Raw genomic sequence first — 25,712 nt, 5'->3', positions numbered from 1 at the left:
GTGTTGTCACTGGCAACGCGCGCGGTGTCACCGGGTATTCCCCGCGCGGCCCGCACGGCCATGGCTAGGATCGGTGTCACACCGGCGCCCCGCGCCCCGGGGCCGCGGCCACCCGCACCGCACACCCCGGTACAGCCACCCGCGAAAGGACATCACAGTGACCACAGCGCAAGAGATCCTCACGACCCACGAGGTGGCCCTCACGGCCACCGCCAAGCCGCTGGGGGACTCCCCCGCAGACGCACTCGTCCTGGGCGTCGGCCACGACGGCGCCCCGGCCCTCCCCGGGGAGATCAAGGCGGGCGTGCGGCGTCGCCTGACGGAGCTCGCGCAGCGGGCCGGTGCCTCCGGCACGCTCGACCGCGTGGTGGTGGTGCCCGCACCGGAGGAGGTCCGCGCCTCCCTCGTGGTCTTCACGGGTCTGGGTCGCGGCGAGGGCGACGAGCGCCTGGAGAACCTGCGTCGCGCGGCCGGTGCCGCGGTGCGCGGCCTCCAGGGGCGGGCGGCGTCGGCCGTCGTCGCCTTCGAGGTCACCTCCGTGGCGGACGTGCAGGCCGTGGCCGAGGGCATCGGCCTGGGCGCCTTCGAGTACACGGCGCAGAAGGCCCGCACGCGTTCCGAGGAGAACCGGCCGCTGGTCTCCGCCGCGGTGTTCGCACCCAAGAACCTCGGCAGGGAGGCGAAGGCGGCGCTCACCCGCGCGGCCCACGTCACCCGTGCCGTGCGTCTGACCCGCACCCTGGTGGACCTCTCCCCCGACACCGCCACCCCCGAGTTCGTGGCGGACGTGGCCGTGGCCGCGGCCAAGGGCACCAGGGTCAAGGTGGAGGTGCTCGCGGAGAAGGAGCTCGCCCGCGGCAGCTACGGCGGCCTGCTGGGTGTGGGCCAGGGCTCGGTCAACGGCCCGCGCCTGGTCAAGCTGCGCTGGTCCCCGGCACGGGCGCAGAAGCACGTGGCGCTCGTGGGCAAGGGCATCACGTTCGACTCCGGTGGACTCTCGCTGAAGCCCCCGGCCTCGATGATGACCATGAAGTCGGACATGGCCGGCGCCGCCGCGGTGCTGAGCACAGTGTTCGCCGCGGCCGCCCTCGAGCTGCCCGTGGCCGTGACCGGGTGGCTGTGCCTCGCGGAGAACCTGCCGTCCGGCTCCGCGACCCGCCCCGGTGACGTGCTCACCATGCACAGCGGCCACACCGTGGAGGTGCTCAACACGGACGCCGAGGGGCGCCTCGTGCTCGCGGACGGCCTCTGGGCCGCCGGCCAGGAGAACCCGGACGTGCTCGTGGACATCGCGACCCTCACCGGCGCGCAGATGGCCGCGCTCGGCGTGCGCACCGCGGGCGTCATGGGCGACGACGCCGCCCGCGGCCTCGTGGTGGACGCCGCCGCCCGCGCGGGCGAACCGGCGTGGCCCATGCCGCTGCCGGAGCACCTGCGGCCCTCGCTGGACTCGTTCGTGGCGGACCTGAAGAACATGGGCGACAAGCACGGCGGGATGCTCGTGGCGGGGCTGTTCCTGCGCGAGTTCGTCCCCGAGCACGACGGTCGCCGCGTGCCGTGGGCGCACATCGACATCGCCGGTCCGTCCTTCAACGAGTCGCAGCCGTGGGGGTACACCCCCAAGGAAGGGACGGGCTTCGGGGTGCGCACCCTGCTGCAGCTCGCCGAATCGCACGCGGGGTGAGCACCCCCGCGTGAGGTGCGCCACGTCGCGGGGTCCCAGCGGGTTGCAATGCCTGGTGGGGCCCTGCGGGTGGCGTTAGGCTGGACCCCAACCGTGACCGTCCCCCGCAGACCCCGGATCGGGACTCGGGCGGACATCCGAAACCAAGAACTCGAACCCCGAGGGAGCCAACGTGGCCGACAACCAATACGACATTCTGGTCCTGGGCGGAGGATCCGCCGGGTACTCCGCCGCACTGCGCGCGGTGCAGCTGGGTTACAGCGTGGCGCTGATCGAGAAGGAGAAGCTGGGCGGTACGTGCCTGCACTGGGGTTGCATCCCCACCAAGGCGTACCTGCACTCGGCCGAACTCGCCGAAGGCGCCCGGGAGTCGGAGAAGTACGGCATCAAGACCACCCTGGAGTCCATCGACATGGGCGCCGTGCGCGAGTACAAGAACAAGATCGTGCAGGGCAAGTACAAGGGCCTCACCGGCCTCATGAAGATGCGCAAGGTGGACGTGGTCCAGGGCAACGGCAAGCTCACCGGCCCCAACACCATCGACGTGGACGGCACCACCTACACGGGTGAGCACATCATCCTGGCCACCGGCTCCGTCTCCAAGACCCTCGGCATCGAGATCGGCGGTCGCGTGATGACCTCCACCGAGGCCCTCGAGATCGACTTCGTGCCCAAGTCCGCGATCGTGCTGGGCGGCGGCGTGATCGGCTGCGAGTTCGCCTCCATGTGGCGCTCCTTCGGCGTGGATGTGACCGTGATCGAGGGTCTGCCCCACCTCGTGGCCAATGAGGACCCGGCCATCGTGAAGATCGCTGAGCGCGAGTTCAAGAAGCGCGGCATCAAGTCCAACCTCGGCACCTTCTTCGAGAAGGTCGAGCAGAACGACGACGGCGCCAAGGTCACCCTCGCGGACGGCAAGGAGTTCGAGGCGGACATCGTGCTCGTGGCCGTGGGCCGCGGGCCGAACACCGCGGACATGGGCTTCGAGGACCAGGGCATCCCCATGGACCGCGGCTTCGTGACCCCGAACGAGCGTCTGCACACCGGCGTGGGCAACATCTACGCGATCGGGGACATCGTCCCCGGCGTGCAGCTGGCGCACCGCGGCTACCAGCAGGGCCGCTTCGTGGCCGAGGAGATCGCGGGCCTGAACCCCGTGGGGGTCCCGGACATCAACGTCCCCAAGGTCACCTTCACCGAGCCGGAGATCGCCTCCGTGGGCTACTCCCAGCCCAAGGCGGAGGAGAAGTTCGGCAAGGACAACGTGGAGACCTTCGAGTACAACCTCGCTGGCAACGGCAAGAGCTCCATCCTGGGCACCGGCGGCATCATCAAGCTGGTGCGCGAGAAGGACGGACCCATCGTGGGGTTCCACGCGATCGGGACCCGCATCAGTGAGCAGATCGGTGAAGGCCAGCTCATGGTGAACTGGGAGGCCTACCCCGAGGACGTGGCGGCATTCATCCACGCCCACCCCACCCAGAACGAGGCCATCGGTGAGGCAGCGATGGCATTGGCCGGCACTCCGCTGCACGGCTGATCCACTGCACCGGGTGCCCGCCCCACGGGGTGGGCACCCGGCCCCTCACCACCCCGGGACCGCACGGACCCGGGACACGTTGCACATTTTCCGATCTTTAGAGAGGGACGGACAAGACCATGTCTGAAACCGTTAACCTGCCCGCACTGGGCGAGTCTGTCACCGAAGGCACCGTGACCCGCTGGCTGAAGCAGGTGGGGGACGAGGTGGCCGTGGACGAACCCCTGCTGGAGGTCTCCACCGACAAAGTCGACACCGAGGTCCCCTCGCCCGTGGCTGGTGTGATCGAGAAAATTCTGGTCGAGGAGGACGAAGACGTCGAGGTCGGCGCCGCACTGGTCGTCATCGGTGACGGCTCCGGTTCGGGTTCCGATGACTCCTCGGACGCTTCCGCCGAGGAGGTCGAGGACGCCGCGACCGAAGCCGACTCCGGTGAGAACACCGAACAGGCGGCGGAGACCGAGACCGAGCAGGCCCCCCAGGCCGACACCAAGCAGTCCTCGGGCAACTCCGTGGAGGTCACCCTGCCCGCGCTGGGTGAGTCCGTGACCGAGGGCACCGTGACCCGCTGGCTCAAGGAGGTCGGCGAGCAGATTGAGGTCGACGAGCCCCTGCTGGAGGTTTCCACCGACAAGGTCGACACCGAGGTCCCCTCCCCCGTGGCCGGGACCCTGCTGGAGATCAAGGTCCAGGAGGACGAGGACGCCGAGGTCGGCCAGGTCCTGGCGATCGTGGGCGACGAGTCCGCCGCCGGCTCCGGTGACTCCGACTCCGACTCCGACTCCGACAACGGTTCCTCCGACGAGTCGGGTGAGACCAAGGCCGAGCAGATCGAGGACGCCGCCACCGCCGCGGACTCCGGTGAGAACACCGAACAGGCCGCCGAGGCCAAGACCGAGCAGGCACCGAAGCCCAAGGCCGAGCAGTCCGACGCCAAGCAGTCGGAAGCCCGCTCGTCCGAGACCTCGACGTCCGAGAGCGCCTCGTCGGGCGCGGGTGCCAAGGACGTCGCCGGCTACGTGACCCCGCTGGTGCGCAAGCTGGCCCGCGAGAAGAACGTGGACCTCAGCACCCTCACGGGCACCGGCGTGGGTGGACGCATCCGCAAGCAGGACGTCCTGGCCGCGGCGGAGGAGGCCGAGAAGTCCTCGGCCCCCGCAGCCCAGGAGACCAGCGCCAACACGGCTCCGGCGGTCTCCACCCAGGGTTCCGCCCCCGCCCCGGCTGCTCCGGCTCCGGACGCGAAGCGCGGCACCACGGAGAAGGCGCCCCGCATCCGCATGACGATCGCCAAGCGGATGCGCGAGTCCCTCGACGTCTCCGCGCAGCTCACGCAGGTGACCGAGGTGGACATGACCCGCGTGGCGCAGCTGCGGCAGAAGGCCAAGGACCAGTTCCAGAAGCGCGAGGGCGCCAAGCTCACGTTCATGCCGTTCTTCGCGAAGGCCGTCGCCGAGGCCCTGCAGGCCCACCCGGTGGTCAACGCGACCTTCAAGGAGGACGCCAAGGAGATCGTCTACAACTCCTCCGAGGACATCGCGATCGCCGTGGACACCCCGCGCGGGCTGCTGGTCCCCGTGGTGAAGAACGCCGGTGACCTGAACCTGGGTGGGCTGGCCAAGCAGATCGCCGAGCTGGGAAGCGCTGCGAAGGACGGCAGCATCTCCCCCGATGCACTGACCGGTGGCACGTTCACCATCACCAACATCGGGTCCTTCGGTGCCCTGTTCGACACCCCGATCATCAACCAGCCGCAGGTGGGCATCCTGGGCACCGGTTCCATCGTGAAGCGCCCCATGGTCATGACGGACGCGGACGGCAACGACACGATCGCCATCCGGCACATGTGCTACCTGTCCCTGACCTACGACCACCGCCTGGTGGACGGCGCGGACGCCGGCCGCTTCCTGAGCACCCTCAAGAAGCGCCTGGAGGCCGGGCAGTTCGAGTCCGAGGTGGGGCTCTGAGCCCTCGGTCCTGAGGGATCGGGCGGGCAGCAGGATCGGACGGGCGGCGGGGCAGCCGGCCGCCGCGGCAGTCCGCCGTGATCGGCCGCATCCTCCGCTCGTGATCCTCGGACCACCTCATCCTCGAGTGGAGGGGTCGCAACCGTGACGGGCCCGGTGCGTGGAGTGTGTCGAGCACACCACGCCCCGGGCCCGCGTGCTGCCTGCCGGATCCGGGGTCTCGGTTACCCTCGGAGCATGACGTTCCTTCTGCATCTTCTGGTATTCCTCCACATCATGGGCGTGGCCGTGATCGTGGGGACGTGGTTCTACACCATGAAGCGCCCCACGGTCACCGTGGGCCAGTTCTGGGCCGCGGTGCTCATGCTCGTCACAGGGCTCGGCCTGGTGGCCTACCACGAGCTGAACGGCGGTGGCATCAACTACGTGAAGATCGGCGTGAAACTCGTGATCCTGCTGATCGTGCTGGTGGCCGCGTTCATCGGGATGCGCAAGACGCAGCGCAGTGAGCCGGTGTCCACCGGCCTGGCCCACGCCGTGGGAGGCATGGCCCTCATCAACGCCGCGGTGGCCGTGTTCTGGTGATCCGACACCCTTCCGAGGGGCGCACCAACCCGTTTCGGGCGAACCCCGGGGCTCTGCGGCACCGCCGCGCATGGGCACCGGGGTTCGTTGCTGTCCGGCCACGGCGGCCGCCGGACAGCACCCACGGGATCACTTCCCGTTCCCCACGGGGGTGACGTCCGTGAGCCGCCACCCCTGGGAGGTCTGCACCACCGAGATGCGCACGGACTGGCGCGCCTCGGCACCCTCACGGGTGACGTGGGAGCCCGCGGGCAGCTCCCCGTGCCAGCCCCGCGTCACCACCTGGGCCCGGTACGTCCTGGTCCGCGCGGCCTCCGCGGGGGTGAGCCGCGCCCCGGGTGCCGGGGACTGCTCCGCCAGCTGCACCACCTCCATGCTCAGTCCGGAGAACGCCGTGCGTCCCGTGCCCGCCGCGTCCTGGGCCGCCGCGCGGCGGATCACCTCCCGGTCCCGGGCCGCGAGCCGGGATTCCGGGACGTAGACGGCCGCGGCCGCGTTCTCGTCCCCGGCCGCGAGTGCGGCGGCCCGTGCCGCAACGAGATCGCGCACGGCCCGCTGCGCCTCCCTGTTCTTGTCCTGCATCGAGGCGCCCGGCGCGGCGGACGTGGTTCTCGCGGCGCCGGCCGGTGGTGCGGACCGGGAATGCTGGGAAGGGGCCCCGGACGCCCCCGGCTCCGCAGGCTCCCCGGCGGCTGCACCGGTCCCCGGGGTCGCACGTGCGGATGCCCGTGCCGCCGCACCAGGATCCGCCGTCACCTCGCCGGGAACGCCCCACACGGCGTATCCCCACGCAACGGACCCGATCAGTGCGAGCGCCGCCCCTGCGACCAGGAGGCGCCGCCGCGTGGCCCACGGGGTATGGGACAGCGGGAGCACAGCACCGCCCATGCTGGTCCCCCGAGGTCGGTGCGTTGCACGCGACGGCGGCACCTCACCCCGCCCGGGGCGCCGTGCTGGCCGTCCGGTGTCGGCACCGCGGGCCTCGGCACCGGGGACGGTCGAGCCCCCGGGACCGGTGCCCCGCCCGCGCGGGACCCGGGGCACGGCATCCCGGGACCTGCCCAGAAGTGGAGCGCGCATGCGCCGGGCGCGCACCGTCGTGCCGTCAGCCCGGATCACCTCGGGCGTCATGCGCTCCGGTGGCCGCCGCGCGGGTCTGCTCCGCGGCGAGGCGGTGTCGAATCCCGTCGCAAGTTCCCGTGCGGAGGGCCTGGCCCCGGGGTCGTCCGCGAGGGCCGCCTCCAGCATGAGCACGAGGTGGCGCGGCGCGGTGGGGCACATGAGCGTCAAGGGCACCCTGTGCGAGTCCGGTCCGGGGTGGCGTCCCGTGAGCGCGCGCCACCCCAGGACCCCCAGTGCGTACACGTCCGCGGCGGAGGTGTTCACCGCCGGGGAGGATTGCACCGCCGGGTCCGCGGCCAGCGGTGTTCCGCCGCGGGGCAGCGCACCGGACTGGTGTGCTCCGTCCGACTCCCCGTAGGCGGTGGCACCCCGTGGCCCAGGGTCTGCCGCGGCGGCGTTCGCCGCCACGGACCCCGGTGTGGGATCGAGGGACACGGTGCCGCTGCGGCCCGATCGGGTCTCGGGCCGGTCCCCCTGACCCCACGGGACACCCGCGCCCGCGGTTCCCTCGGGCACGCCGTACCCGTCCACCAGGACCCGGCCGTCCGGAGCCAGCAGCACGTGCTGGGGGGTGAGCCGGGCATGCACCCACCCGTTCTCGTGCAGTCGCGCGAGCGCCCGGGCCACCCCGGCCAGCACGGGGGCCACGTCCGCCGGGGCGATTCGTCCCGCGGCGCGCATGCGGTCCGCGAGGGTCGGGCCCGCCACACGGTCCGCCACGAGCGCGGTTGCGTGCTCCGCCTCCCCGAGCAGTGCCCGCACGCGCACGAGGTGGGGGTGGGAGATCTCGGACCACGTGTCCACGAGCGCGGTGAAGGACCGTTCCAGAACCCGCCGCCGCTCCGCCTCCTCCGCCACGGCGAAGGTCACCGTGAACTCCTCCCGCGAGTGCTGCTCCCGCGCCAGCCACGTCCGCGTTCCGTCTCCCTCGCCCAGTCTGTCCACCAGCTCGAGACCGCCGTGCCGTGCAGCGGCGTCGACCTCCCGGCCCGCGTGCTCGGGGATCGTCGCTTCGTCGGCGCGGGCGTGGACCGCGCCGACGGGTGTCCCGGGTTCCTCTCGTCGCCCGTCCGGTGCCACCTCCCCCGGCACGTCCGCCGCAGGGGTGGGCACCTCGGCCGCGCCCGGGCCGGGCTGGTCCGCGGCGTGCGAGCCGACGGCGCCCGGTGTCCCCGCCGGGGGGAGCCGCCGGCGGCCCGAGTGGGCCCGCGCGGCGGACACCCTGTCCCGCGCGCTGCGTGCGCCCCCACCAGCGGCGCTGCGGTCTGGTTCCCCCCGTTCCCGGGCGGGAACGCGGCGGTCCTCGTGGTCCTCTGACTGGTGTTCGTGCATGCCCCCACTGTGCCGCGCGGGCTGTGGTCGTGCTCACGTTATCCACAGGTCGGGGAAGGGATATGGTGGACGAATGGCTCTGCACTTCGAACGCATCGGCATGGCGCCGGACCTGGTGAACTACCGCGACTGCCTGGAGCTGCAGCGGCAGGTCCACCAGGAGGTGGTGGCGGGCAGCCGCGGCAACACCGTGCTGATGGTCGAGCACGAGCCGGTGTACACCGCCGGCCGCCGGACCGAGAAGCACGAGTACCCGTGGGACGGCACCGAGGTGGTCCCCATCGGCCGCGGCGGCAAGCTCACCTACCACGGCCCCGGCATGCTCGTGGGGTACCCGATCATGCGGTTGCCCATCCCCCTGGACGTCGTGCGCTTCGTGCGGGTCCTGGAGCAGGTGATCATCGCCGTCGTCCGGGACTTCGGTGTCCCCGCCACCACGGTGGAGGGCCGCTCCGGCGCGTGGGTGCTCGCGGACGAGCGTGGTCCGGACCGGAAGATCTCCGCGATCGGCGTGCAGGTCTCCAAGCGGGCCACCATGCACGGCTTCGCCCTGAACTGTTCCAACGACCTCCGCCCGTTCGGCAAGATCATCCCGTGCGGCATCACGGACGCCGGTGTGACCTCCCTGAGCGAGGAGACGGGGAATCGGATCGACCCCGCGGACGTTGTGGAGCGTATGGAGCAGGAACTCTCCGCCCGGGAATCGGACCTGTGTGTCCCCTTCGAGCCGGACACCCCGGCCCCTCCGGTGCGCCTGTCGCCCTCCGCCTCCGAAGCACCCGCCGCCTCCGAGGCACCCCGGCGACAGGGCGCCGCCGCGGGTTCCTGACCCGGCCACCAGCCAGAAGTCTTTCCACGGCCCGCTCCGACGAACCTCGGTACCCGGGCACAGCCAGCGCCACCAGCGAGGAGTACTCATGACCATCGCACCCGAAGGCCGCAAGCTACTGCGCGTCGAGGCACGCAACGCCGAGGTGCCCATCGAGAAGAAGCCGTCGTGGCTGAAGAACACGGCCAAGATGGGCCCCCAGTTCACGGAGCTGAAGTCCATGGCCCGCGGCCGAGGGCTGCACACGGTGTGCGAGGAGGCCGGCTGCCCCAACATCTACGAGTGCTGGGAGGACCGTGAGGCCACGTTCCTGATCGGCGGGGACACCTGCACCCGGCGCTGCGACTTCTGCGACATCGCCACCGGCAAGCCGGGCATGGTGGACGTGGCCGAGCCCCGCAAGGTCGCGGAGTCGGTGCGTGACCTGGGCCTGCGCTACGCCACCGTCACCTCCGTGGCCCGCGACGACCTCGCGGACGGCGGTGCCTGGCTCAATGCGGAGACCATCCGCGCGATCCACGCCATGAACCCCAGCACGGGTGTGGAGATCCTGATCCCGGACTTCAAGGGCCAGCCCGAGGCCCTGCAGCAGGTCATCGACGCCCAGCCCGAGGTCTTCGCGCACAACCTCGAGACCGTGCCGCGCATCTTCAAGCAGATCCGCCCGGCGTTCGCCTACGAGCGTTCCCTGGACGTCCTCACGCAGGGCAAGGAGAACGGGATGATCGTGAAGTCCAACCTCATCCTGGGCATGGGTGAGACGGACGACGAGGTCTACGAGGCCCTGTGCGACCTGCACGACGCCGGTTGCGACCTGATCACGCTGACCCAGTACCTGCGCCCCGGGCCCACGTTCCACCCCATCGACCGCTGGGTGAAGCCCGAGACGTTCGTTGAGCTGTCCAAGGCCGCCGAGGAGATCGGCTTCCTGGGCGTGATGGCCGGGCCCATGGTCCGCTCCAGCTACCGCGCGGGCAAGCTGTGGGCGCGCGCCATGACGAAGATGGGCCGGGAGATCCCCGAGCACCTCTCGCACATCGACGACTCCGGCTCCGCCACGCAGGAGGCCTCCTCCCTGCTGGCCCGCCTGGGCTGAGGCCCACCGGCCACCATCCGACGACGCCGCCCGGTTCCGGGCGGCGTCGTCGTGTCCCGGGCCGCGCGCACCCCCGCGCGTCCTGCCGCGCCCCCGTGCCAGCGGATAGAATGGCCGCGATCCCCTACCAGCTACTGCGAGGAACCATCGTGTCACCAGCCACCTCCACCAAGGCCAAGGCCGCCGAGCGCGACCGCAAGCGCGAGGAGAAGCGTCAGCGCCGGGCCGCCAAGGGCCCCGGCGTCTTCGCGCAGATGAAGCAGGTCTTCCAGATGACCCGCGAGCGGGAACCCAACATCCTGTGGTGGATGATCCTGCTGGGCCTCGGGGTGCTGCTGGTGTTCCTGCTGATCGGCGTGGCGCTGGGCAACTGGATCACGTGGCTGCTGATCGGCATCCCGTTCGCCGTGCTGGCCGCGGTGATCCTGCTCTCCCGGCGCGCCGAGCGCGCGGCCTTCTCCCGGATCGAGGGCCAGCCCGGAGCCGCCGGTGCCGCGCTGTCCACCCTCAAGCGCGGGTGGATCGTGGAGGAGGAGCCGGCCGCCATGGACCCCAAGTCCAAGGACCTGCTGTTCCGCGCGGTGGGCCGCCCCGGCGTGGTGTTCATCACCGAGGGTCCCGTGAACCGCGTCGAGAAGCTCGTGAAGAAGGAACGCCGTCGCATCGGTCCCGTGATCCAGAACGTGCCGATCCACGTGATCAAGTCCGGCAACGGCGAGGGCCAGGTTCCCCTGAACAAGCTCACCAAGCAGCTGCGCGGGCTGGACGACAAGCTCACCAAGGAGGAGGTGCAGGTGGTCCACCGCCGGATGAACACCCTGCAGAACCGCCTGCCCATCCCCAAGGGCGTGGATCCCATGCGCGCCCGCCCGGACCGCAAGGGGATGCGGGGCCGCTGAGCCGCCCGCGCGGCGTCGTGCGCACGGGGTGACGCGGGCGCCTCAGCGCACGCGCACCAGGATGGTGTCCACGGCGCGGTCGTGCAGACCCCGGTGGTCCTCGTCCACCACGAGCGGCGGGATCACCGCGCAGATCAGGAGTGACCGGACGGCCGCCCTGCCGAAACCGGCGGGGCGGCCGTTCATCGTCTGCACCTGCAGCCCCATGATCCAGTGGCCCGGGGTGCGGCCGAAGAAGCCCACCATCAGGGCGCTGAGCACGAAGAACACGAGCAGGGTCATCAGCCCCGAACCGTTCCACCGGCTCAGGAACGCGGTGGCGACCAGGGCGGACACCGCCCAGTCGATGACCAGGGCCACCACGCGGGGGAAGAAGGAGCCCACCGAACCGGGGCCCTCCGGGGGGCGCCCGAGCCGGCGCCCGGGATGGCCGCGGCCGTCCTGGGGGGTGCCGTCGAGCCACGAGCCCATGTCCTGGCGAGAGATCATGGTCCCACCCTATCGGCCCGGGCGGTGGGTCCGGGCGCCGCGACTAGACTGGCGGACGTACTGACCGGTCGGCGGTCCGGTCCCGTTACACGTGCGAAACACGCGTGTCACGGCCGGGCAACGCCAGGTTCCTACGCTGGACACCAGAACCGAACAGCCGCGGGGTCCCACCGGAGGACCCGCCGCGGCGTCGATCGGACGCCCACACGACAAGGAGAACAGGTCCATGTTCCAATCAGCCGAAGAAGTTCTGGCATTCCTCACGGACGAGGAGGTCGTGTTCGTCGACCTCCGCTTCACGGACATGCCCGGGGTGCAGCAGCACTTCAACCTGCCCGCCAAGGCGGTGGACGAGGATTTCTTCACGGACGGCCAGCTCTTCGACGGCTCCTCCATCCGCGGTTTCCAGGGCATCGCCGAGTCTGACATGCAGCTGATCCCGGACCCGAAGTCCGCGTTCGTGGACCCCTTCCGCGTGGAGAAGACCCTGGTGGTCACCTGCTCGATCGTGAACCCCCGCACCGGTGAGCCCTACCACCGCGACCCGCGCGGCGTGGCCGAGCGCGCCGAGGCCTACCTGGCCTCCACCGGGATCGCGGACACAGCGAACTTCGCGTCCGAGGCCGAGTTCTTCGTGTTCGACGACGCCCGCTTCCAGGTGCGCCCCGAGTCCACGTTCTACAAGCTGGACTCCGAGGAGGCCCCGTGGAACAGCGGCCGCAAGGAGGAGGGCGGCAACCTCGCCAACAAGACCCCCCTCAAGGGCGGCTACTTCCCCGTGTCCCCCGTGGACAAGCAGGCGGACCTGCGCGACGCCATGAGCGTGGCGCTGGACGAGGTGGGCCTGGAGGTGGAGCGCTCCCACCACGAGGTGGGCGCCTCCGGCCAGGCGGAGATCAACTACAAGTTCTCCACGCTGACCGCTGCCGCGGACGACCTGCTGAAGTTCAAGTACGTGATCAAGAACACCGCGGACGCCTACGGCAAGACCGTCACGTTCATGCCCAAGCCCGTGTACGACGACAACGGCTCCGGCATGCACTGCCACCAGTCGCTGTGGAAGGGCGGGGAGCCGCTGTTCTACGACGAGAAGGGCTACGCCGGTCTCTCGGACCTGGCCCGCTGGTACATCGGCGGGCTGCTGGAGCACTCCTCCGCGGTGCTGGCCTTCACCAACCCCACGGTGAACTCCTACCGTCGCCTGGTCAAGGGCTACGAGGCCCCCGTGAACATGGTCTACTCGCAGGGCAACCGCTCCGCGGGCATCCGCATCCCGATCACGGGCACCAACCCCAAGGCCAAGCGCCTGGAGTTCCGCGCCCCGGACCCCTCCTGCAACCCGTACCTGGCGTTCGCCGCGCAGCTGATGGCCGGGCTGGACGGCATCCGCAACCGCATCGAGCCCGCGGACCCGGTGGACAAGGACCTCTACGAGCTGCCCCCGGAGGAGGCCAAGGACATCAAGAAGGCCCCCGCCACCCTGGAGGAGGCCCTGCAGGCGCTCGAGGAGGACCACGAGTTCCTGCTCGCCGGTGACGTGTTCACCGAGGACCTGATCGAGTCCTGGATCGAGTACAAGCGCGAGTTCGAGCTCAAGCCGCTCTCGCTGGTCCCCCACCCCCTGGAGTTCCAGCTGTACTACGGCGTGTGAGCGCTCACCGCCGAGTCACCGCCCGCGGCCCCGTTCCCTCCAGGAGCGGGGCCGTGTCCGCGACCGACGCCGCACCGGCACCCGTCCCGCGGGGGCCTGTCGCACGGGGACGGGTCAGAGGACGACGGCCCGCCCGGGTGCCGCGGAGCGCCGCCGCCGGACGCGGCGCGTGGCCGGGTCCAGCACCCACAGGTACACGCCGTACGTGAGGGCCAGGAGTGCGGAGATCACCCGGGCGGTGATGAGGTCGAGATCCAGGTAGGGGAACACGTCCAGCTGGTCCGCCACGGCGTACACGGTGAAGAACCCCGTGATGAAGAACAGCACGTCGGTCTGCCAGTCGGGGCGGATCCCGGTGACCGCGAAGAGCGGGATCAGCCAGACCACGTACCAGGCCTGGATGATGGGCGCGAGCAGCACGAAGGCCGCCATGGCCCACGCGAGGCGGCGCAGGATCCGGGCGTCCCTGCCCACGAACATCAGGGCCACCGTGGTGAGAGCCGCCAGGGCCGTGCCCAGGGAGTGGACGGCATGCATCCAGGCCGAGCCGTTGAGGCCCCAGGACGAGCCCACGAGCTGCGCGAAGAGCCCCAGCAGTCCGATGGGCGCGTACCAGATGTACACGGACCCCGGGGTGGACACGGCCGAGACCCAGCCGAACCCGAAGCCGTTGATCAGCCCCATGACGCCCAGCAGCACCACGGCGTAGGCGAGGGTGAGGGCCCACACGGCGAACTTCCGCGGCCACGACGCGTTCCGGCCGGCCCACAGCAGCCCCACGAACGGCAGGAAGACCAGGGTGATGGGCTTGATGGCCACGGACAGCGTGACCAGGGTGGTGCCGAGCAGCCCGCCCTTCCAGTTGCGCTGCACGGACGCCGCGTACGTGCCGAGCAGGGCCAGGGCCAGCATGACGGCGTCGTTGTGGGCCGCCACCACGAAGTTCGTGAGGAACAGCGGATTGGCCACGGACAGCCACAGCGCCCGGCGTGGGTTCACACCGTGCAGCCGGGCCAGGCGCGGGATCACCCACATGCACGCGAGCACCGCCACCACGCACAGGGCGCGGAACAGGAGCACGCAGGCATCCGGGTTCGCCCCGGTGAGCATCACCACGAGCTGCTCGAGCCACAGGAACACCGGGCCGTACGGGGGTGGGGACTCGGCCCAGAGCTGGTCGGCACCGAGCTGGAAGAAGTTGTCGATCGCGGAGACACCGGACTCGTACGGGTTCAGCCCGCCGGCCATCACGCGGCCCTGACCGATGTACGAGTACACGTCGCGGCTGAACAGCGGGATGCTCACGAGCATGGGCGCGGCCCACGCGCCGATCGCGATCAGCACCCACCGGGCGCTCTCGGGCCCCCACGGACGCAGCTCCTGTCCCAGGCGCAGCCACTGCCGCACCAGCAGCATGGAGCCCAGGGCCAGCAGCACGATCGCCACCACCACACCCGGGGTCTCGAAACGCATCCACATGATCAGCGGGATGCGACGCAGCGCGGAGACGCTCGCGAGCCACCCCACGCCCAGGGAGCCGAGGAACAGCATCACCGAGCCCAGCGCGCCCAGCACCACCGTGCGGCGCAGCCGGGACGACGTCGCCCCCTCCCGTGCACGGGCCGCGTCCGGATCGCCACCCGATCGGGCAGACCGGGGGTGCGTCCTGGACGTGATGCGCACTGCGGGCCTCCCGGTGGTGTGTGTGCCGGACCGCAGCACGGCGCTCCGGCGCGGTGCCACCGGCGCTGGGGGCGCGGCGGCGACACCGGGGCCGATCCTATCGTGCGACGTCGTGCGCGGACCGCAGGTCCCGGCGTGCGGGGCGGGGCAGCGCGGAGGAAGGCGATAGATTGGAGGGCGTGACGACTGGAAACCGGAGAATTGTGTGGATCGACTGCGAGATGACGGGGCTGTCCCTCGCGCAGGACGCGTTGATCGAGGTGGCCGCGCTCGTCACCGACGACGAGCTCAACGTGCTGGGCAGCGGCGTGGACGTGGTGATCAAACCCCCGCAGGAAGCGCTCGAGCAGATGAACGATTTCGTGCGCACCATGCACGAGAACTCCGGGCTGCTCCCCGAGCTGGAGAACGGCATGGACATGGCGCAGGCGCAGGCCATGGTGCTGGACTACATCCGCGAGTGGGTCCCCGAGGCCGGCAAGGCACCCCTGGGCGGCAACTCCGTGGGAACGGACCGGACGTTCCTCTCCCGGGACATGCCCGAGCTGGTGGAGCACCTGCACTACCGCGTCATCGACGTCTCCACCATCAAGGAGCTCGCCCGCCGCTGGTACCCGCGGGCCTACTTCCAGGCCCCGGAGAAGACGGGCAACCACCGGGCGCTCGGGGACATCGAGGACTCGATCGACGAGCTGCGCTACTACCGCCACATCCTCTTCCCGGCGGATCCCGGGCCCACCTCCGACGACGCCCGCAAGATCGCGGCACTGATCCAGGCCTCCCCCACGCGCTCTGCGCGCTGAGGCCACCGCACTGCGGCGACGAGTCCCGCGGAGCGCGTGACCACGCGGACGCGGCCCACGGCGCTCGGTAGGCGCAGGCGGCACCGCACGGGGCGGCGAGCTCCGCGCGCGCCCGATGCGGGATTCGGGGCTCACGTGCGCTATAGTGGTCGTCGTTGCCCGGAGGGATCGAACGGTTCCCCACGGGTGCATGGTGGGCGTAGCTCAGTCGGCAGAGCGCCTGGTTGTGGTCCAGGAGGTCGCGGGTTCAACCCCCGTCGCTCACCCCATGCAGTTCGGGACACGAGGCCCGGGTTCGCGGAACACCGCGAACCCGGGCCTCGTTCATGATCCCGGCTTCCCACTCCGGGACCTCACGTCCTGGACACGCCGAAGCCCCGCGTCCCACGTGAGCACAGCACGCGGGGAGCGGGGCTTCGGCGTTTCCGCTCAGAACCGGAACGGGATGGGAATGGGTCCGCAGCAGCAGACACCGCTCACGTTGCCGCCGCCGACGGGCCCGAGCATCAGGGCCGCCCGGTAGCAGGCCGCGAAACGGAGCATGGTGGGAACGATCCCCCGGATCACGCCGCGCTGGGCGATGATGCCGCGCACCGCCGCGGAGCAGGACTGACCGCCCCGAGCCACCAGGTGCGCGCACGTGTAGCCCTTGCGCGGTGAGAGGTGGCGCTGGTACCCGCGGATGAGGCGGTCCACCCCGCGGCGGGGTGCGGTGGCCACCCGGTGCCGTACGTCAGTCATGCGGAGCACCTTCCTGTTCCGACGAGCGGGGTTCCGCCGTGAGGGGTCACGGCTTGAGCACCACCTTGATGCAGCCGTCCTTCTTCTCCTGGAACATCTTGTACGCCTCGGGTGCGTCCTCCAGGGACACGTGGTGCGTGGCCAGGGACTCCAGACCCAGGACGTCCTCCGGCCGACTCAGCACCTCGAGCAGCTCGTCCGTCCAGTGCCGCACGTGGCACTGGCCCATGCGCATGCTGATGCCCTTGTCGAACATCTCCATCATGGGCATGGGATCGGCCATTCCGCCGTACACGCCGGACAGGGACACCGTGCCCGCACGGCGCACGCTGTGGATGGCCGTGTGCAGCGCGTCCAGGCGGTCGATGCCCACGGTCTCGATGGCCTTGCGGCCCAGCGGCTTGGGCAGCCGCGCCGCGCCCGCGACGATCTTCTCCGCGATCGGGTTGCCGTGGGCCTCCATGCCCACGGCGTCCAGGACACCGTCCGGGCCGCGCCCGTCGGTCATCTCCCGCAGGGTCTGCGAGACGTCGTCCACCTCGCGCAGGTCCACGGTCTCGACACCCCAGCTCTTGGCCAGGGCGAGCCGCTCCTCCACGAGGTCCACGGCGATGATGCGCTTCACGCCCTGCAGCTTGGCGGAGCGCACGGCCAGCTGGCCCACGGGGCCGAGACCGAGCACGGCCAGGGTGTCCTCCTCCCCCACGTTCGCGTACTTCACGCCCTGCCACGCGGTGGGGAGGATGTCGCTGAGGTAGAGGAAGCGCTCGTCCTCGAAGTTCTGGGGCAGCTTCACGGGGCCGAAGTCCGCGTGCGGCACCCGCACCATCTCGGCCTGACCGCCCGGAACCGAGCCGTACAGGGACGAGAAGCCGAACAGGGCGGCGCCGGAGCCCATCTCCCGGATCTGGGTGGTCTCGCACGCCGCGTACAGGCCGCGGTCGCACATCCAGCAGTGCCCGCACGCGATCACGAAGGGCACAACCACGCGGTCACCGGGCTGCAGGTTGGAGACCCCCGAGCCCACTTCCTCCACGATGCCCATGAACTCGTGACCCAGCACGTAGTCCTTGTGCAGGTACGGCCCCAGCACGCCGTAGAGGTGCAGGTCCGAACCGCAGATGGCGGTGGAGGTCACCCGCACGATCGCGTCGGTGGGATCCTGCAGGACGGGATCGGGAACGTTCTCGACCCGGACGTCGCCGAGTCCTTGCCATGTCAATGCTCGCATGACCCCAGTCAAGCACGATTGCGTGGACACGGCATCACCCCTCCGGGGGTTCGACCTCCGGTGCACGCGCGGTAGCGTGGCGCCATGACTGCAATGCATCAGGTGGCCCTGGTGGCCGGAGCGTCCCGCGGACTGGGACTGCTCGTGGCCGAAGAACTCCTCGTCCGCGGCTTCGACGTCGCGATCTGCGCGCGCGACGCCGCCGAGCTCGCCCGGGCGCGGGAGCGACTGTCCCGCAGCGGCACGGTCCGCGACTACGTGTGCGACGTCAGCGACGCCGACCAGGTCACCGCCCTCGTGCGGGACGTGGAGCGCGAGATGGGCCCCGTGGAGGTCCTCGTCACCGTGGCCGGGATCATCCAGGTCGGCTCGGTGGAGGGAGTCACCGTGGAGCAGTTCCGCGACGCGGTGGACACCATGACCATGGGCCCGGTGCACACCGCCCTGGCGGTCCTGCCGGGGATGCGCGAACGCGGCCACGGTCGGATCGGCACCGTGGCCTCCGTGGGCGGACTCGTGTCCGTTCCGCACCTGCTGCCCTACAGCACGGCCAAGTTCGGGGCCGTGGGTTTCGCGGAGGGTCTCGCGGCGTCCCTGTCCGGCACGGGTGTCACCGCCACGAGCATCGACCCCGGGCTGATGCGCACCGGGTCCCACGAGCACGCGTTCTTCACCGGGGAGCCCGAGAGGGAGTACGCGTGGTTCGCCCCCTCCGCGTCCCTGCCGGTGCTGGCCATGAACGCGGACCGCGCGGCGCGCCTCATCGTGGACGGCGTGCTGGCGGGGCGCCCTGTGGTCCTGGTGGGGTGGCTGCCCAAGATCGCGCAGCGGGTCCGCGGCGTGGCGCCCGGGCTCACCGTGCGCGCCCTCGGCGTGGTCAACCGGCTGCTGCCCTCGGCCGCTGCCCACCAGACGGACCTCGTGGTGGGCGCCGCCGCCAAGCAGCGGCTGGGCTCCACCGTGGTGAACGCGCTCAGTGCCCTGGGAAGCCGGGCCGCGCGCCGCAACAACGAACGCTGAGACCTAGCGACGCACCCGCAGCCGCAGTGCCCGGCAGCCGATTCCGAGACCCAGCACCAGTACTCCCGCGACGACCGAGGTGGCCGGCAGGGTCACCACGAGCACCGTGCACAGCACCGCACCGGTCACGGAGACGGCCCGCGGATACCGCCGATGCTCCCCCGTCTGGGTGACGGCGCTGAGATTCGCCACGAGGTAGTACAGCAGCACACCGAAGGAGGAGAAGCCGATCACCCCGCGCACGTCCAGCGTGAGCACGAGCGCCACGACCACGACCGCCAGAGTGATCTCCGCCCGGCGGGGCACCCCGTGCCGGGAGTCCAGCACGGCGAGGGCCGGTGGCAGGTCCGACGTGCGCGCCATGGCGAGGGACGTGCGGGCGATGCCGGCGATGCCGGCGAGCAGGGCACCCAGGGTGGCGGCCGCCGCCCCGAGGCGCACCACGGGGGCGGTCCAGGTGAGGCCACCGGCCGCGGCAAGGTCCGCGAGCGGCGTCGTGGTGCGGGACAGCTCATCGGGGCCGAGGACGGTGAGCGCCAGCAGGGCGAGCACACCGTAGAGGACCAGCGTCCCGGACAGCGCGATGATGATGGCCCGCGGGATGGTCCGGGCGGGATCGCGGACCTCCTCGCCCATCGTGGCGATGCGCGCGTAGCCGGCGAACGCGAAGAAGAGCAGACCGCCCGCCTGCAGCACACCGTACGGGCCGCCCGGGGGCGCGGACGAGAAGAGCCGGCCGCCCGGTCCGGCCCCGGAGAGCAGACCGGCGACGACGACCACCGCCAGTACCGCGAGCACCACGCCCACCAGCACCTTGGTGGCCGCGGCCGTGCGCGTGACACCGAAGCAGTTGACGGCCACGAGGGCGATGACCGCCAGAGCCGCGACGGGACGCTGCCACGGCCCCGGCACCGCGTACGCGGCGAACGTCATGGCCATGGCCGCGCAGCTGGCGGTCTTGCCCGTGACGAAGCACCACCCGGCCAGGAATCCCGGCCACTCGCCCAGCCGTTCGCGGCCGTAGACGTACGTGCCACCCGCCACGGGGTACTGTGCCGCCAGCTGGGCGGAGGACAGCGCATTGCACAGCGCCACGGCCGCGGCCAGGAGCAGCGCGAGGGGCAACCACGTCCCGGCCGTCGCGGTGGCCGGTGCGAACACCACGAAGACGCCCGCGCCGATCATGGACCCCAGACCGATGGCCACGGCTTCGAGCAGACCGAGCCTGCGGTGCATGGTGGACGTGGTGGTCACAGGATCTCCCGGGAAGTGAGGTGTGGCCGTGGACACGACGACGGGCGGAGCGGTCAGACCGCTCCGCCCGTCAGCGCACTCGGGTGCCGACTCAGAAGACCGGCTTGCCGCCGGTCACACCGATGACCGTGCCGGAGACGTAGGACGCCTCGGCGGGGCTGGCCAGGAACACGAAGGCCCCCGCCAGCTCGGACGGCTGACCCGCACGGCCCAGCGGGGTGTCGCCGCCGAACTGGGGCATGCCCTCCCCGGCCTTGGTGGCGGGCTGCAACGGGGTCCAGATGGGTCCCGGGGCCACCGCGTTCACGCGGATCCCCTTCTCCCCCAGCTCGCTGGCCAGGTTCACCGTGAAGTTGTTGATCGCGGCCTTGGTGGAGGCGTAGTCGATCAGGTTCTCGGACGGGTCGTAGGCCTGGATGGAGCTCACGTTGATGATCGAGGAGCCCTCCTTCAGGTGGGCCAGCGCCTGCTGGGACACCCAGAACAGGGCGTAGAGGTTGGTCTTGAAGACCCGGTCCATCTCATCGGTCTTCAACCCCTGCAGGCCGCCGTCACGGCGTGCCCACTGGAACCCGGCGTTGTTGACCAGGACGTCCAGCCCACCGAGCTGCTCAGCGGCCTGGTCCACGATGCCGCGGGCCTGGGACTCCTCCCGCAGGTCCGCGGGCAGGAGCACCGCCGTGCGGCCGGCCTTCTCGATCCACTGCCGGGTGTCCTGGGCGTCCGACTCCTCCTCGGGGAGGTAGTTGATCGCCACGTCCGCGCCCTCGCGCGCGAACGCAATGGCCACGGCGCGTCCGATCCCGGAGTCGCCGCCGGTCACCAGCGCCTTGAGGCCCTCCAGGCGGCCACGGCCCACCCAGTTCTCCTCGCCGTGGTCCGGGAAGGGCTTCATGTCGGTGGACAGGCCCGGAGGGGTCTGCTCCTGCTCGGGGAACCCGCCTTCTTCACCGGCGAGTTCCTGGGCCCTCTTGTCTGCTGCGAACTTGTCTTCCGTCATGACTCCATTGTGCCCTCCGACGTGCCTGCATGTCGCCCACCTGACGGGGTGGAAATCGCGGAGCGGGTGTGGGGCGGCGCTCAGACCGTGACGACGCGCCGTTCCTGGCCCGAGGGGTCCATCCCGTGCTGCACGCCCCACAGGACGGCCTGGCTGCGGCGTTCCACGCCCATCTTGCGGTACGCGGAACGGATGTAGGACTTCACCGAGTTGATGCTGAGGTAGCAGTTGCGGGCGATCTCGTCATTGGTGAAGCCCTGGGTGATCAGCGCGATCACCTCCGCCTCCCGGGCGGAGAGCCCCTCGGTGCGCCCCGGCCACCCGGGCAGCTGGACGTCCTCGCGCACCGGCTCGGGTGACACCACGCGTTCGCCCTCGTGCACGCGCACCAGTGCGGCCGCGAGCTCCGCCGCGCTCAGTTCCTTGGAGAGGTAGCCGTGCACCCCCAGGTCCAGGGCGTCGGCCACCTGGTCCGCCCGCACGTGCCACGTGTACATGACCACCTTGAGGCAGCGTGGATCCTCCAGCAACCGCATGACATCGTGCCGTCCGCGCTCCTTGGCGGCGAAGGCGTCGTAGAGCACCACGTCCGCGTCCTCCTGCGGCATGTGCCCGGAGTCGAGCTCGACGACCCGCAGCCGCGGATGGTCCTGCAGCATGCGGGCGACCCCCTCGATGACCACGGGGTAGTCGTTGATGAGGGCCAAGGAGATGTCGGGATGTTCGAAGCTCACTGCACCAGCATAATAGTAAGCTCACGCACCACTCTGCGAACGACGTTCTGCCACGCCCCAGTCCACACCCCTGCGGGTGAGGACCCCGAGCGCCTCGAGTTCGCGCAGCCACCCCTCCATGGGTTCGAAACCCCAGGTACGGCGGAACAGGTTGGCATTGCGCGCGATGGCGGCGGCGTGCTGGACCGGCGGCGACTGCGTGGGGTGGTACTGGTGGTACGCGGCGGCACCGCCCAGCCACCACGGCGCTCCCCCGGCCGCCGCGAGGCGCTGCCCGAAGTCGGTGTCCTCACCGCCGTAGCCCACGTAGCGCTCGTCGAAACCGCCCGCGGCGTCCCAGGAACGCACGCTCACCGCCATGGACAGGGACCACAGCAGCCGCGGGTCCGCGCGCATCAGCTCACCGGGCGCCGGCAGGACGCGGGCCGCGTGGTCGCGGCCCAGCCGCGCCACGGTCCCGGGGGTGTAGTCCCCCTCGGCCATCCCGTCCGGCAGGTACTGCACGCGCCCGCTCACCACGGCGGTCTCGCCGCTCAGCCGTTCGAGTGCCGCGCGGTAGTCGCGCACGAGGTCCCGGTGGGGCAGACAGTCCACGTCCAGCAGCACCACGGCCCGCGCCCCCAGTTCCGCGGCCCGGCGCACGCCGGTGTTGCGGGCGGTTGCAAGGGGCAGCTCGGCCGCGGCGGGCAGCTCCACGACGTCGGAGGGCACGTCCCCGTGCAGCCGCACCACCGGACGGATCCCGGGGTCCCCCATGCTCACCACCACGTGCACGAGCGGGGCCTCGCTCTGCACGGCCACCCACTCGCGCTGGCGGCGCAGGTGCTCGTGACGCCCGCTCGCAATGGTCACCAGGGCGGTTCTCACGGCGCGTCCCCCCGCAGCACGGCCTCCATGGCCCGGGCCGCGCGGTGGGCGCCGTCGCCGTGGCGCCACGTGCGCCAGCGGTCCCCACCCAGCAGCAGGGCCCGGTCCAGCAGTCCGGGCCACCGCTCGGGCGCCGGCCACTCGGGCAGCCCCACGCAGATCCCCGCCCGGTCCAGTGCGGCGACCGTGGCGGTCTGCTCGTCGTGCGGGCGCGGCTGCGCCACGACCACGGCGTGGGCACGGGCCGCGGAGAGTTCCGCGACCGCGTTGTTGCCGCCGTGGGACACCACCACGGTGGCCTCGTGCAGTTCCCGCCACAGGTCCGGGGAGGGGTTGTCCGGGGTGCGCACGGTCCACGTCCAGCCAGGGGTGGCGGCCCGCGCGGCGGCGAGGTCGTCCTCGCCCACCGCGGTGCCCCCGCGTCCCCAGAGCACCAGCACGGTGTTTTCCCCTTCGACGGCGCTCCCGGCCCCCTCCGACGACGTGACGGCCGGTCCGACCCCCGCCGGCCCGGTCCCCCGCGCGGCGGCCGTGGGAACGTCGAAGCGTGAGATCGCACCGGTGAAGGTGGTCTTGCGGTTCCAGTCCTCGGGCCAGTAGGTCTCCGCGGTCTCACGGGACCACGGCGCGATCAGGGCGGTGGCGGCGTCGTAGGCGGCGCGGTGCGTGCGGTCGGTGCGGTCCCCGCGCATGGCCATGACCACGGTGGGCACCCCCATGAGGCGGGCGAGGAGGGTGACCTCCGCGGAGGTGTCCGTGACCATGAGGTCGAGGTCGTGACACAGCCACTGGGCCATGATCCCCATCCGCTCGCGATGGCCGGGATGGCCCAGCGGAGCCCAGTGGAGCACCCCGCTCGCCGTGGGGTCCGAGGGATGCTCGGTGACGTCGGGGGGCAGCTGGACCCACTCACCGGGCCAGTCCGCGGGACGGTCCAGCGTGCTGAAACCCGTCACGGCCACGGTGAGCTCCCGCGCGATCTGCGTGGCCCGGTTGCGGTGTCCCAGCCCGTGGTGGTGGACGTAGTAGCCGATCACGCGCCCACCAGCTCCCGGTAGAAGTCCGCGTAGGCGTCCACGGTGGCGTCCAGGGAGCAGTTCTCCAGGGCGTAGCGCCGCACCCGGCGGCGGTCCATGCCCACCACGAGCGGGAGCATGTCGGCCGCGGCCGCCACCGTCCGTGCCTCGTCGGCCCCCGGCTGGGAGGTCAGGCCCCCTGGGGCGCGCACGACCTCGCTCAGACCCCCGCGGGCCACCGCCAGCACGGGCGTCCCGCACGCCATGGCCTCCGCGGCCACCAGGCCGTAGGGCTCCTCCCACGCGGGCGTCACCAGGGCCGCGGCACTGTACCCCGCGAGGGTGCGCAGCTGGTGGGTGTCCAGATGGCCCACGTAGGTGATGTTCTCGTCCAGCAGGGGCCTGAGCTCGGACTCGAAGTACTGCCGGTCGGAAATGGGACCCGCGATCCGCAGCTTCCACCCCGCCCTGCTCGCGATCAGGGCCGCGATGTGGGGTGCCTTCTCCGGGACGATCCGCCCCGACCACACCAGGGCGTCCCCGCCCGGGCCGGGCCGCCACTCCTGGGGGTCCACGCCGTTGCGGATCACCCGCGCGGGGGTCACCGTGCTCCACATCTGCGCCACGGAGTCGCTCACCGCCACGGTGTGCGCCGTGGGCGTCAGGCGCAGCGCCGGCTCCAGCCAGGGGGTGGCCGGGGTGTGCAGGGTGGTGACCACGGGCTGCGGGATGGCCGGGGACATCACGATGGGCAGGAAGTGCAGGGAGTTGTTGTGCACCACGTCGATGTCGGGCCGCGCGGCGAAGGCCCGCATCACCTGCATGTAGGAGAACGTCTCGCGCACCTGCGCCTCCGGGGGCATGGAGACGTCGTTGCGGGCCTCGTCGCTGAGCACGAGCGGTTCCACGTCCAGCTCCTCGATGCCCAGCTGCGGATCCGACCCCGGCGCCGCGAAGACCACCACGTCCATGCCGCGGCGCTTGAGTCCCCTGGCGAGGTGCCAGGTGAACGACTCCAGCCCGCCGGAGAACGGGGGGATGATGGGGAACCGGTCGTGCGCCAGCAGGGCCACCTTCACGCGGCATCCCCCTCCCGCGACGCCCGGACCGCGAGCGCGCGGCGGTAGACCTCGGCGTGGGAGGCCGCGATGCGACGTCGTTGGGCGGCCCGGTCGTCTGCGCTCGCCTGCCACGGCTCCCGGCCGCGCAGCTCCGCGAGGGCGGCCTCGACCTGGCCCGCGCACGGCTGCCCGGAGGCGTCCCAGTCGAAGCGGAGCACCCCGGGGTGCTGCTCGTGGTAGAAGCCCACCGAGGGCGCGAGCACCCGCGTGCCGAGGTCGTGGCACAGTTCCAGCCACCCGGAGTGGGTTCCGGAGCGGTACGCGAGCACCGAGAGGTCCAGTCCGCGCAGCTGCTCCCACAGCTGCTGGTCGGTGTAGATCTCGTGGACGTTCACCCGGACGCGGTCGGTCTCGCGGGCCGTGCGCATGAGCTCCGCCACCCCGGCGTCGTGGTGCCGGGTGCCCGGGGTGAGCACGTCCGTGTGGACGTCGAGCACCAGTTCGATCTCACCGCGGGCGGCGGCGGCCAGCAGGACGCGGGCCACCGGCAGGGGATCCATGTTGGCGCGCATGCTCTTGAAGTTGAGTCCCACCACGGGGACCTCGCCCGCGGGGGCGTGCGGGACCCACTGGTCCAGGGGCACCACGTGCGGGTGCGGGATCACCGTGGGGGTGCGTCCCCAGCGGCGCCGGATCTCGTGCGCCGCACCCCGGGTGAGGGTGATCAGCTCGTCCGCGGCGGGGATCAGCACGTCCAGCGCTGCGTCCTGGGCGGCGGGGTCCACCTGGTGCGGGTTGCGCAGGTCGTGGACGGTGTAGACGAAGGGCTTGCCGAGCTCGTGCAGGGTGTCCACGATGCGCCGCAGGGTGGCGGGGGGCGTCTGGTCGAAGCCGAAGTGCAGGTGGTAGAGGTCGAACGAGTCCGCGTGCTCGCGGATCCAGCGCTCGTCGAGCATCACCAGCGGCCACCAGGGGGCCCCGGGCACCGCGTGTGCGGGGGCGGGGTCCGGCAGCCGCTCCACGGTCTCCGGGCCGTCGGGGTCACTGAGGTGTGCCACGTACGCGTGACCTCGGGGTAGGGACGCAACCCTCACTCGGTGGAACCTCC

General features: G+C 71.4%; 22 protein-coding genes and 1 tRNA gene. 11 read left to right on the top strand and 12 right to left on the bottom strand.

The annotated features are described in order from the left end of the window. Positions 1–157: 157 nt before the first annotated feature. From C1C97_RS00850 to C1C97_RS00835, 4 genes are all read left to right on the top strand, one after another. A complete protein-coding gene (locus C1C97_RS00850; RefSeq protein WP_121029669.1) occupies positions 158–1,684 on the top strand; it encodes a leucyl aminopeptidase in 1,527 nt (508 codons plus the stop codon). Positions 1,685–1,856: 172 nt separating this feature from the next. Next, positions 1,857–3,224 (top strand): dihydrolipoyl dehydrogenase, encoded by a 1,368-nt coding sequence (lpdA, locus tag C1C97_RS00845; RefSeq protein WP_121029667.1) that lies wholly within the window; start codon positions 1,857–1,859, stop codon positions 3,222–3,224. A 119-nt stretch (positions 3,225–3,343) separates the two neighbouring features. Next, positions 3,344–5,191, top strand: a complete 1,848-nt coding sequence (sucB, locus tag C1C97_RS00840; protein WP_121029665.1) for a 2-oxoglutarate dehydrogenase, E2 component, dihydrolipoamide succinyltransferase — start codon at positions 3,344–3,346, stop codon at positions 5,189–5,191. Positions 5,192–5,428: 237 nt separating this feature from the next. Beyond that, positions 5,429–5,776 (top strand): hypothetical protein, encoded by a 348-nt coding sequence (locus C1C97_RS00835; protein ID WP_121029663.1) that lies wholly within the window; start codon positions 5,429–5,431, stop codon positions 5,774–5,776. A gap of 129 nt (positions 5,777–5,905) precedes the next feature. Here C1C97_RS00835 and C1C97_RS00830 read toward each other — a convergent pair whose 3' ends face one another. Further along, a complete protein-coding gene (locus C1C97_RS00830; RefSeq protein WP_121029661.1) occupies positions 5,906–8,230 on the bottom strand; it encodes a protein kinase domain-containing protein in 2,325 nt (774 codons plus the stop codon). 73 nt (positions 8,231–8,303) lie between these two features. Here C1C97_RS00830 and lipB point away from each other — a divergent pair, with 73 nt between their 5' ends. The 3 genes from lipB (at position 8,304) to C1C97_RS00815 (ending at position 11,054) form a co-directional block, all read left to right on the top strand. Beyond that, positions 8,304–9,059, top strand: a complete 756-nt coding sequence (gene lipB, locus C1C97_RS00825) for a lipoyl(octanoyl) transferase LipB (RefSeq protein ID WP_121029659.1) — start codon at positions 8,304–8,306, stop codon at positions 9,057–9,059. A gap of 88 nt (positions 9,060–9,147) precedes the next feature. Beyond that, complete coding sequence (lipA, locus tag C1C97_RS00820) at positions 9,148–10,155, top strand: lipoyl synthase (RefSeq protein ID WP_110919161.1); 1,008 nt, start codon at positions 9,148–9,150, stop codon at positions 10,153–10,155. 149 nt (positions 10,156–10,304) lie between these two features. After that, complete coding sequence (locus C1C97_RS00815; protein WP_121029657.1) at positions 10,305–11,054, top strand: DUF4191 domain-containing protein; 750 nt, start codon at positions 10,305–10,307, stop codon at positions 11,052–11,054. Positions 11,055–11,096: 42 nt separating this feature from the next. Here the strand turns inward: C1C97_RS00815 and C1C97_RS00810 are convergent, their stop codons facing one another. After that, positions 11,097–11,543 (bottom strand): RDD family protein, encoded by a 447-nt coding sequence (locus C1C97_RS00810; RefSeq protein ID WP_110919159.1) that lies wholly within the window; start codon positions 11,541–11,543, stop codon positions 11,097–11,099. A 226-nt stretch (positions 11,544–11,769) separates the two neighbouring features. Here C1C97_RS00810 and glnA point away from each other — a divergent pair, with 226 nt between their 5' ends. Next, on the top strand, positions 11,770–13,194 hold the full coding sequence (gene glnA / locus C1C97_RS00805) for a type I glutamate--ammonia ligase (protein WP_121029655.1): 1,425 nt from the start codon (positions 11,770–11,772) through the stop codon (positions 13,192–13,194). 114 nt (positions 13,195–13,308) lie between these two features. On the opposite strand, the gene mptB is transcribed toward glnA, so the two are convergent. Continuing rightward, complete coding sequence (gene mptB / locus C1C97_RS00800) at positions 13,309–14,877, bottom strand: polyprenol phosphomannose-dependent alpha 1,6 mannosyltransferase MptB (RefSeq protein ID WP_233542638.1); 1,569 nt, start codon at positions 14,875–14,877, stop codon at positions 13,309–13,311. Positions 14,878–15,056: 179 nt separating this feature from the next. Here mptB and orn point away from each other — a divergent pair, with 179 nt between their 5' ends. Together orn and C1C97_RS00790 are read left to right on the top strand one after the other, a co-directional pair. Next, entirely contained in the window at positions 15,057–15,680 is a 624-nt protein-coding gene (gene orn, locus C1C97_RS00795) for an oligoribonuclease (RefSeq protein WP_267897578.1), read from the top strand. A gap of 193 nt (positions 15,681–15,873) precedes the next feature. Beyond that, positions 15,874–15,949: transfer RNA gene (locus C1C97_RS00790), tRNA-His, on the top strand. Between the two features lie 160 nt (positions 15,950–16,109). On the opposite strand, the gene yidD is transcribed toward C1C97_RS00790, so the two are convergent. Both yidD and C1C97_RS00780 read right to left on the bottom strand, forming a co-directional pair. Beyond that, a complete protein-coding gene (gene yidD, locus C1C97_RS00785; protein ID WP_110919156.1) occupies positions 16,110–16,421 on the bottom strand; it encodes a membrane protein insertion efficiency factor YidD in 312 nt (103 codons plus the stop codon). A 46-nt stretch (positions 16,422–16,467) separates the two neighbouring features. Beyond that, a complete protein-coding gene (locus C1C97_RS00780; RefSeq protein ID WP_110919155.1) occupies positions 16,468–17,652 on the bottom strand; it encodes a zinc-dependent alcohol dehydrogenase in 1,185 nt (394 codons plus the stop codon). Positions 17,653–17,736: 84 nt separating this feature from the next. Here C1C97_RS00780 and C1C97_RS00775 point away from each other — a divergent pair, with 84 nt between their 5' ends. Next, positions 17,737–18,672, top strand: a complete 936-nt coding sequence (locus tag C1C97_RS00775; protein ID WP_121029651.1) for an SDR family NAD(P)-dependent oxidoreductase — start codon at positions 17,737–17,739, stop codon at positions 18,670–18,672. A 3-nt stretch (positions 18,673–18,675) separates the two neighbouring features. Here the strand turns inward: C1C97_RS00775 and C1C97_RS00770 are convergent, their stop codons facing one another. The 7 genes from C1C97_RS00770 to C1C97_RS00740 all read right to left on the bottom strand — a co-directional run bounded on the left by C1C97_RS00770 (position 18,676) and on the right by C1C97_RS00740 (position 25,662). Next, positions 18,676–19,926, bottom strand: a complete 1,251-nt coding sequence (locus C1C97_RS00770) for an APC family permease (protein WP_121029649.1) — start codon at positions 19,924–19,926, stop codon at positions 18,676–18,678. A 91-nt stretch (positions 19,927–20,017) separates the two neighbouring features. Next, on the bottom strand, positions 20,018–20,926 hold the full coding sequence (locus C1C97_RS00765) for an SDR family oxidoreductase (protein ID WP_121029647.1): 909 nt from the start codon (positions 20,924–20,926) through the stop codon (positions 20,018–20,020). A gap of 80 nt (positions 20,927–21,006) precedes the next feature. Then, a complete protein-coding gene (locus C1C97_RS00760) occupies positions 21,007–21,660 on the bottom strand; it encodes a helix-turn-helix transcriptional regulator (protein WP_110919151.1) in 654 nt (217 codons plus the stop codon). Between the two features lie 21 nt (positions 21,661–21,681). Next, positions 21,682–22,527 carry a glycosyltransferase family 2 protein gene (locus tag C1C97_RS00755; RefSeq protein WP_121029645.1) on the bottom strand — a complete coding sequence of 282 codons (846 nt, stop codon included), beginning with the start codon at positions 22,525–22,527 and terminating at the stop codon, positions 21,682–21,684. Then, entirely contained in the window at positions 22,524–23,564 is a 1,041-nt protein-coding gene (locus C1C97_RS00750; RefSeq protein WP_121029642.1) for a glycosyltransferase, read from the bottom strand. Before C1C97_RS00750 ends, C1C97_RS00755 begins: the two co-directional genes overlap by 4 nt. Then, on the bottom strand, positions 23,561–24,622 hold the full coding sequence (locus C1C97_RS00745; protein ID WP_110919148.1) for a glycosyltransferase: 1,062 nt from the start codon (positions 24,620–24,622) through the stop codon (positions 23,561–23,563). The genes C1C97_RS00750 and C1C97_RS00745 overlap by 4 nt, the downstream gene beginning before the upstream one ends. Next, positions 24,619–25,662, bottom strand: coding sequence for a glycosyltransferase family 4 protein (locus C1C97_RS00740; RefSeq protein ID WP_233542637.1), 1,044 nt, complete (start codon positions 25,660–25,662; stop codon positions 24,619–24,621). The genes C1C97_RS00745 and C1C97_RS00740 overlap by 4 nt, the downstream gene beginning before the upstream one ends. Between the last annotated feature and the right edge of the window lie 50 nt (positions 25,663–25,712).

The sequence above is a fragment of the Kocuria tytonis genome (assembly GCF_003226895.2).
GTDB lineage: Bacteria > Actinomycetota > Actinomycetes > Actinomycetales > Micrococcaceae > Kocuria > Kocuria tytonis.
This window is presented reverse-complemented; position numbering and strand designations above follow the sequence as displayed.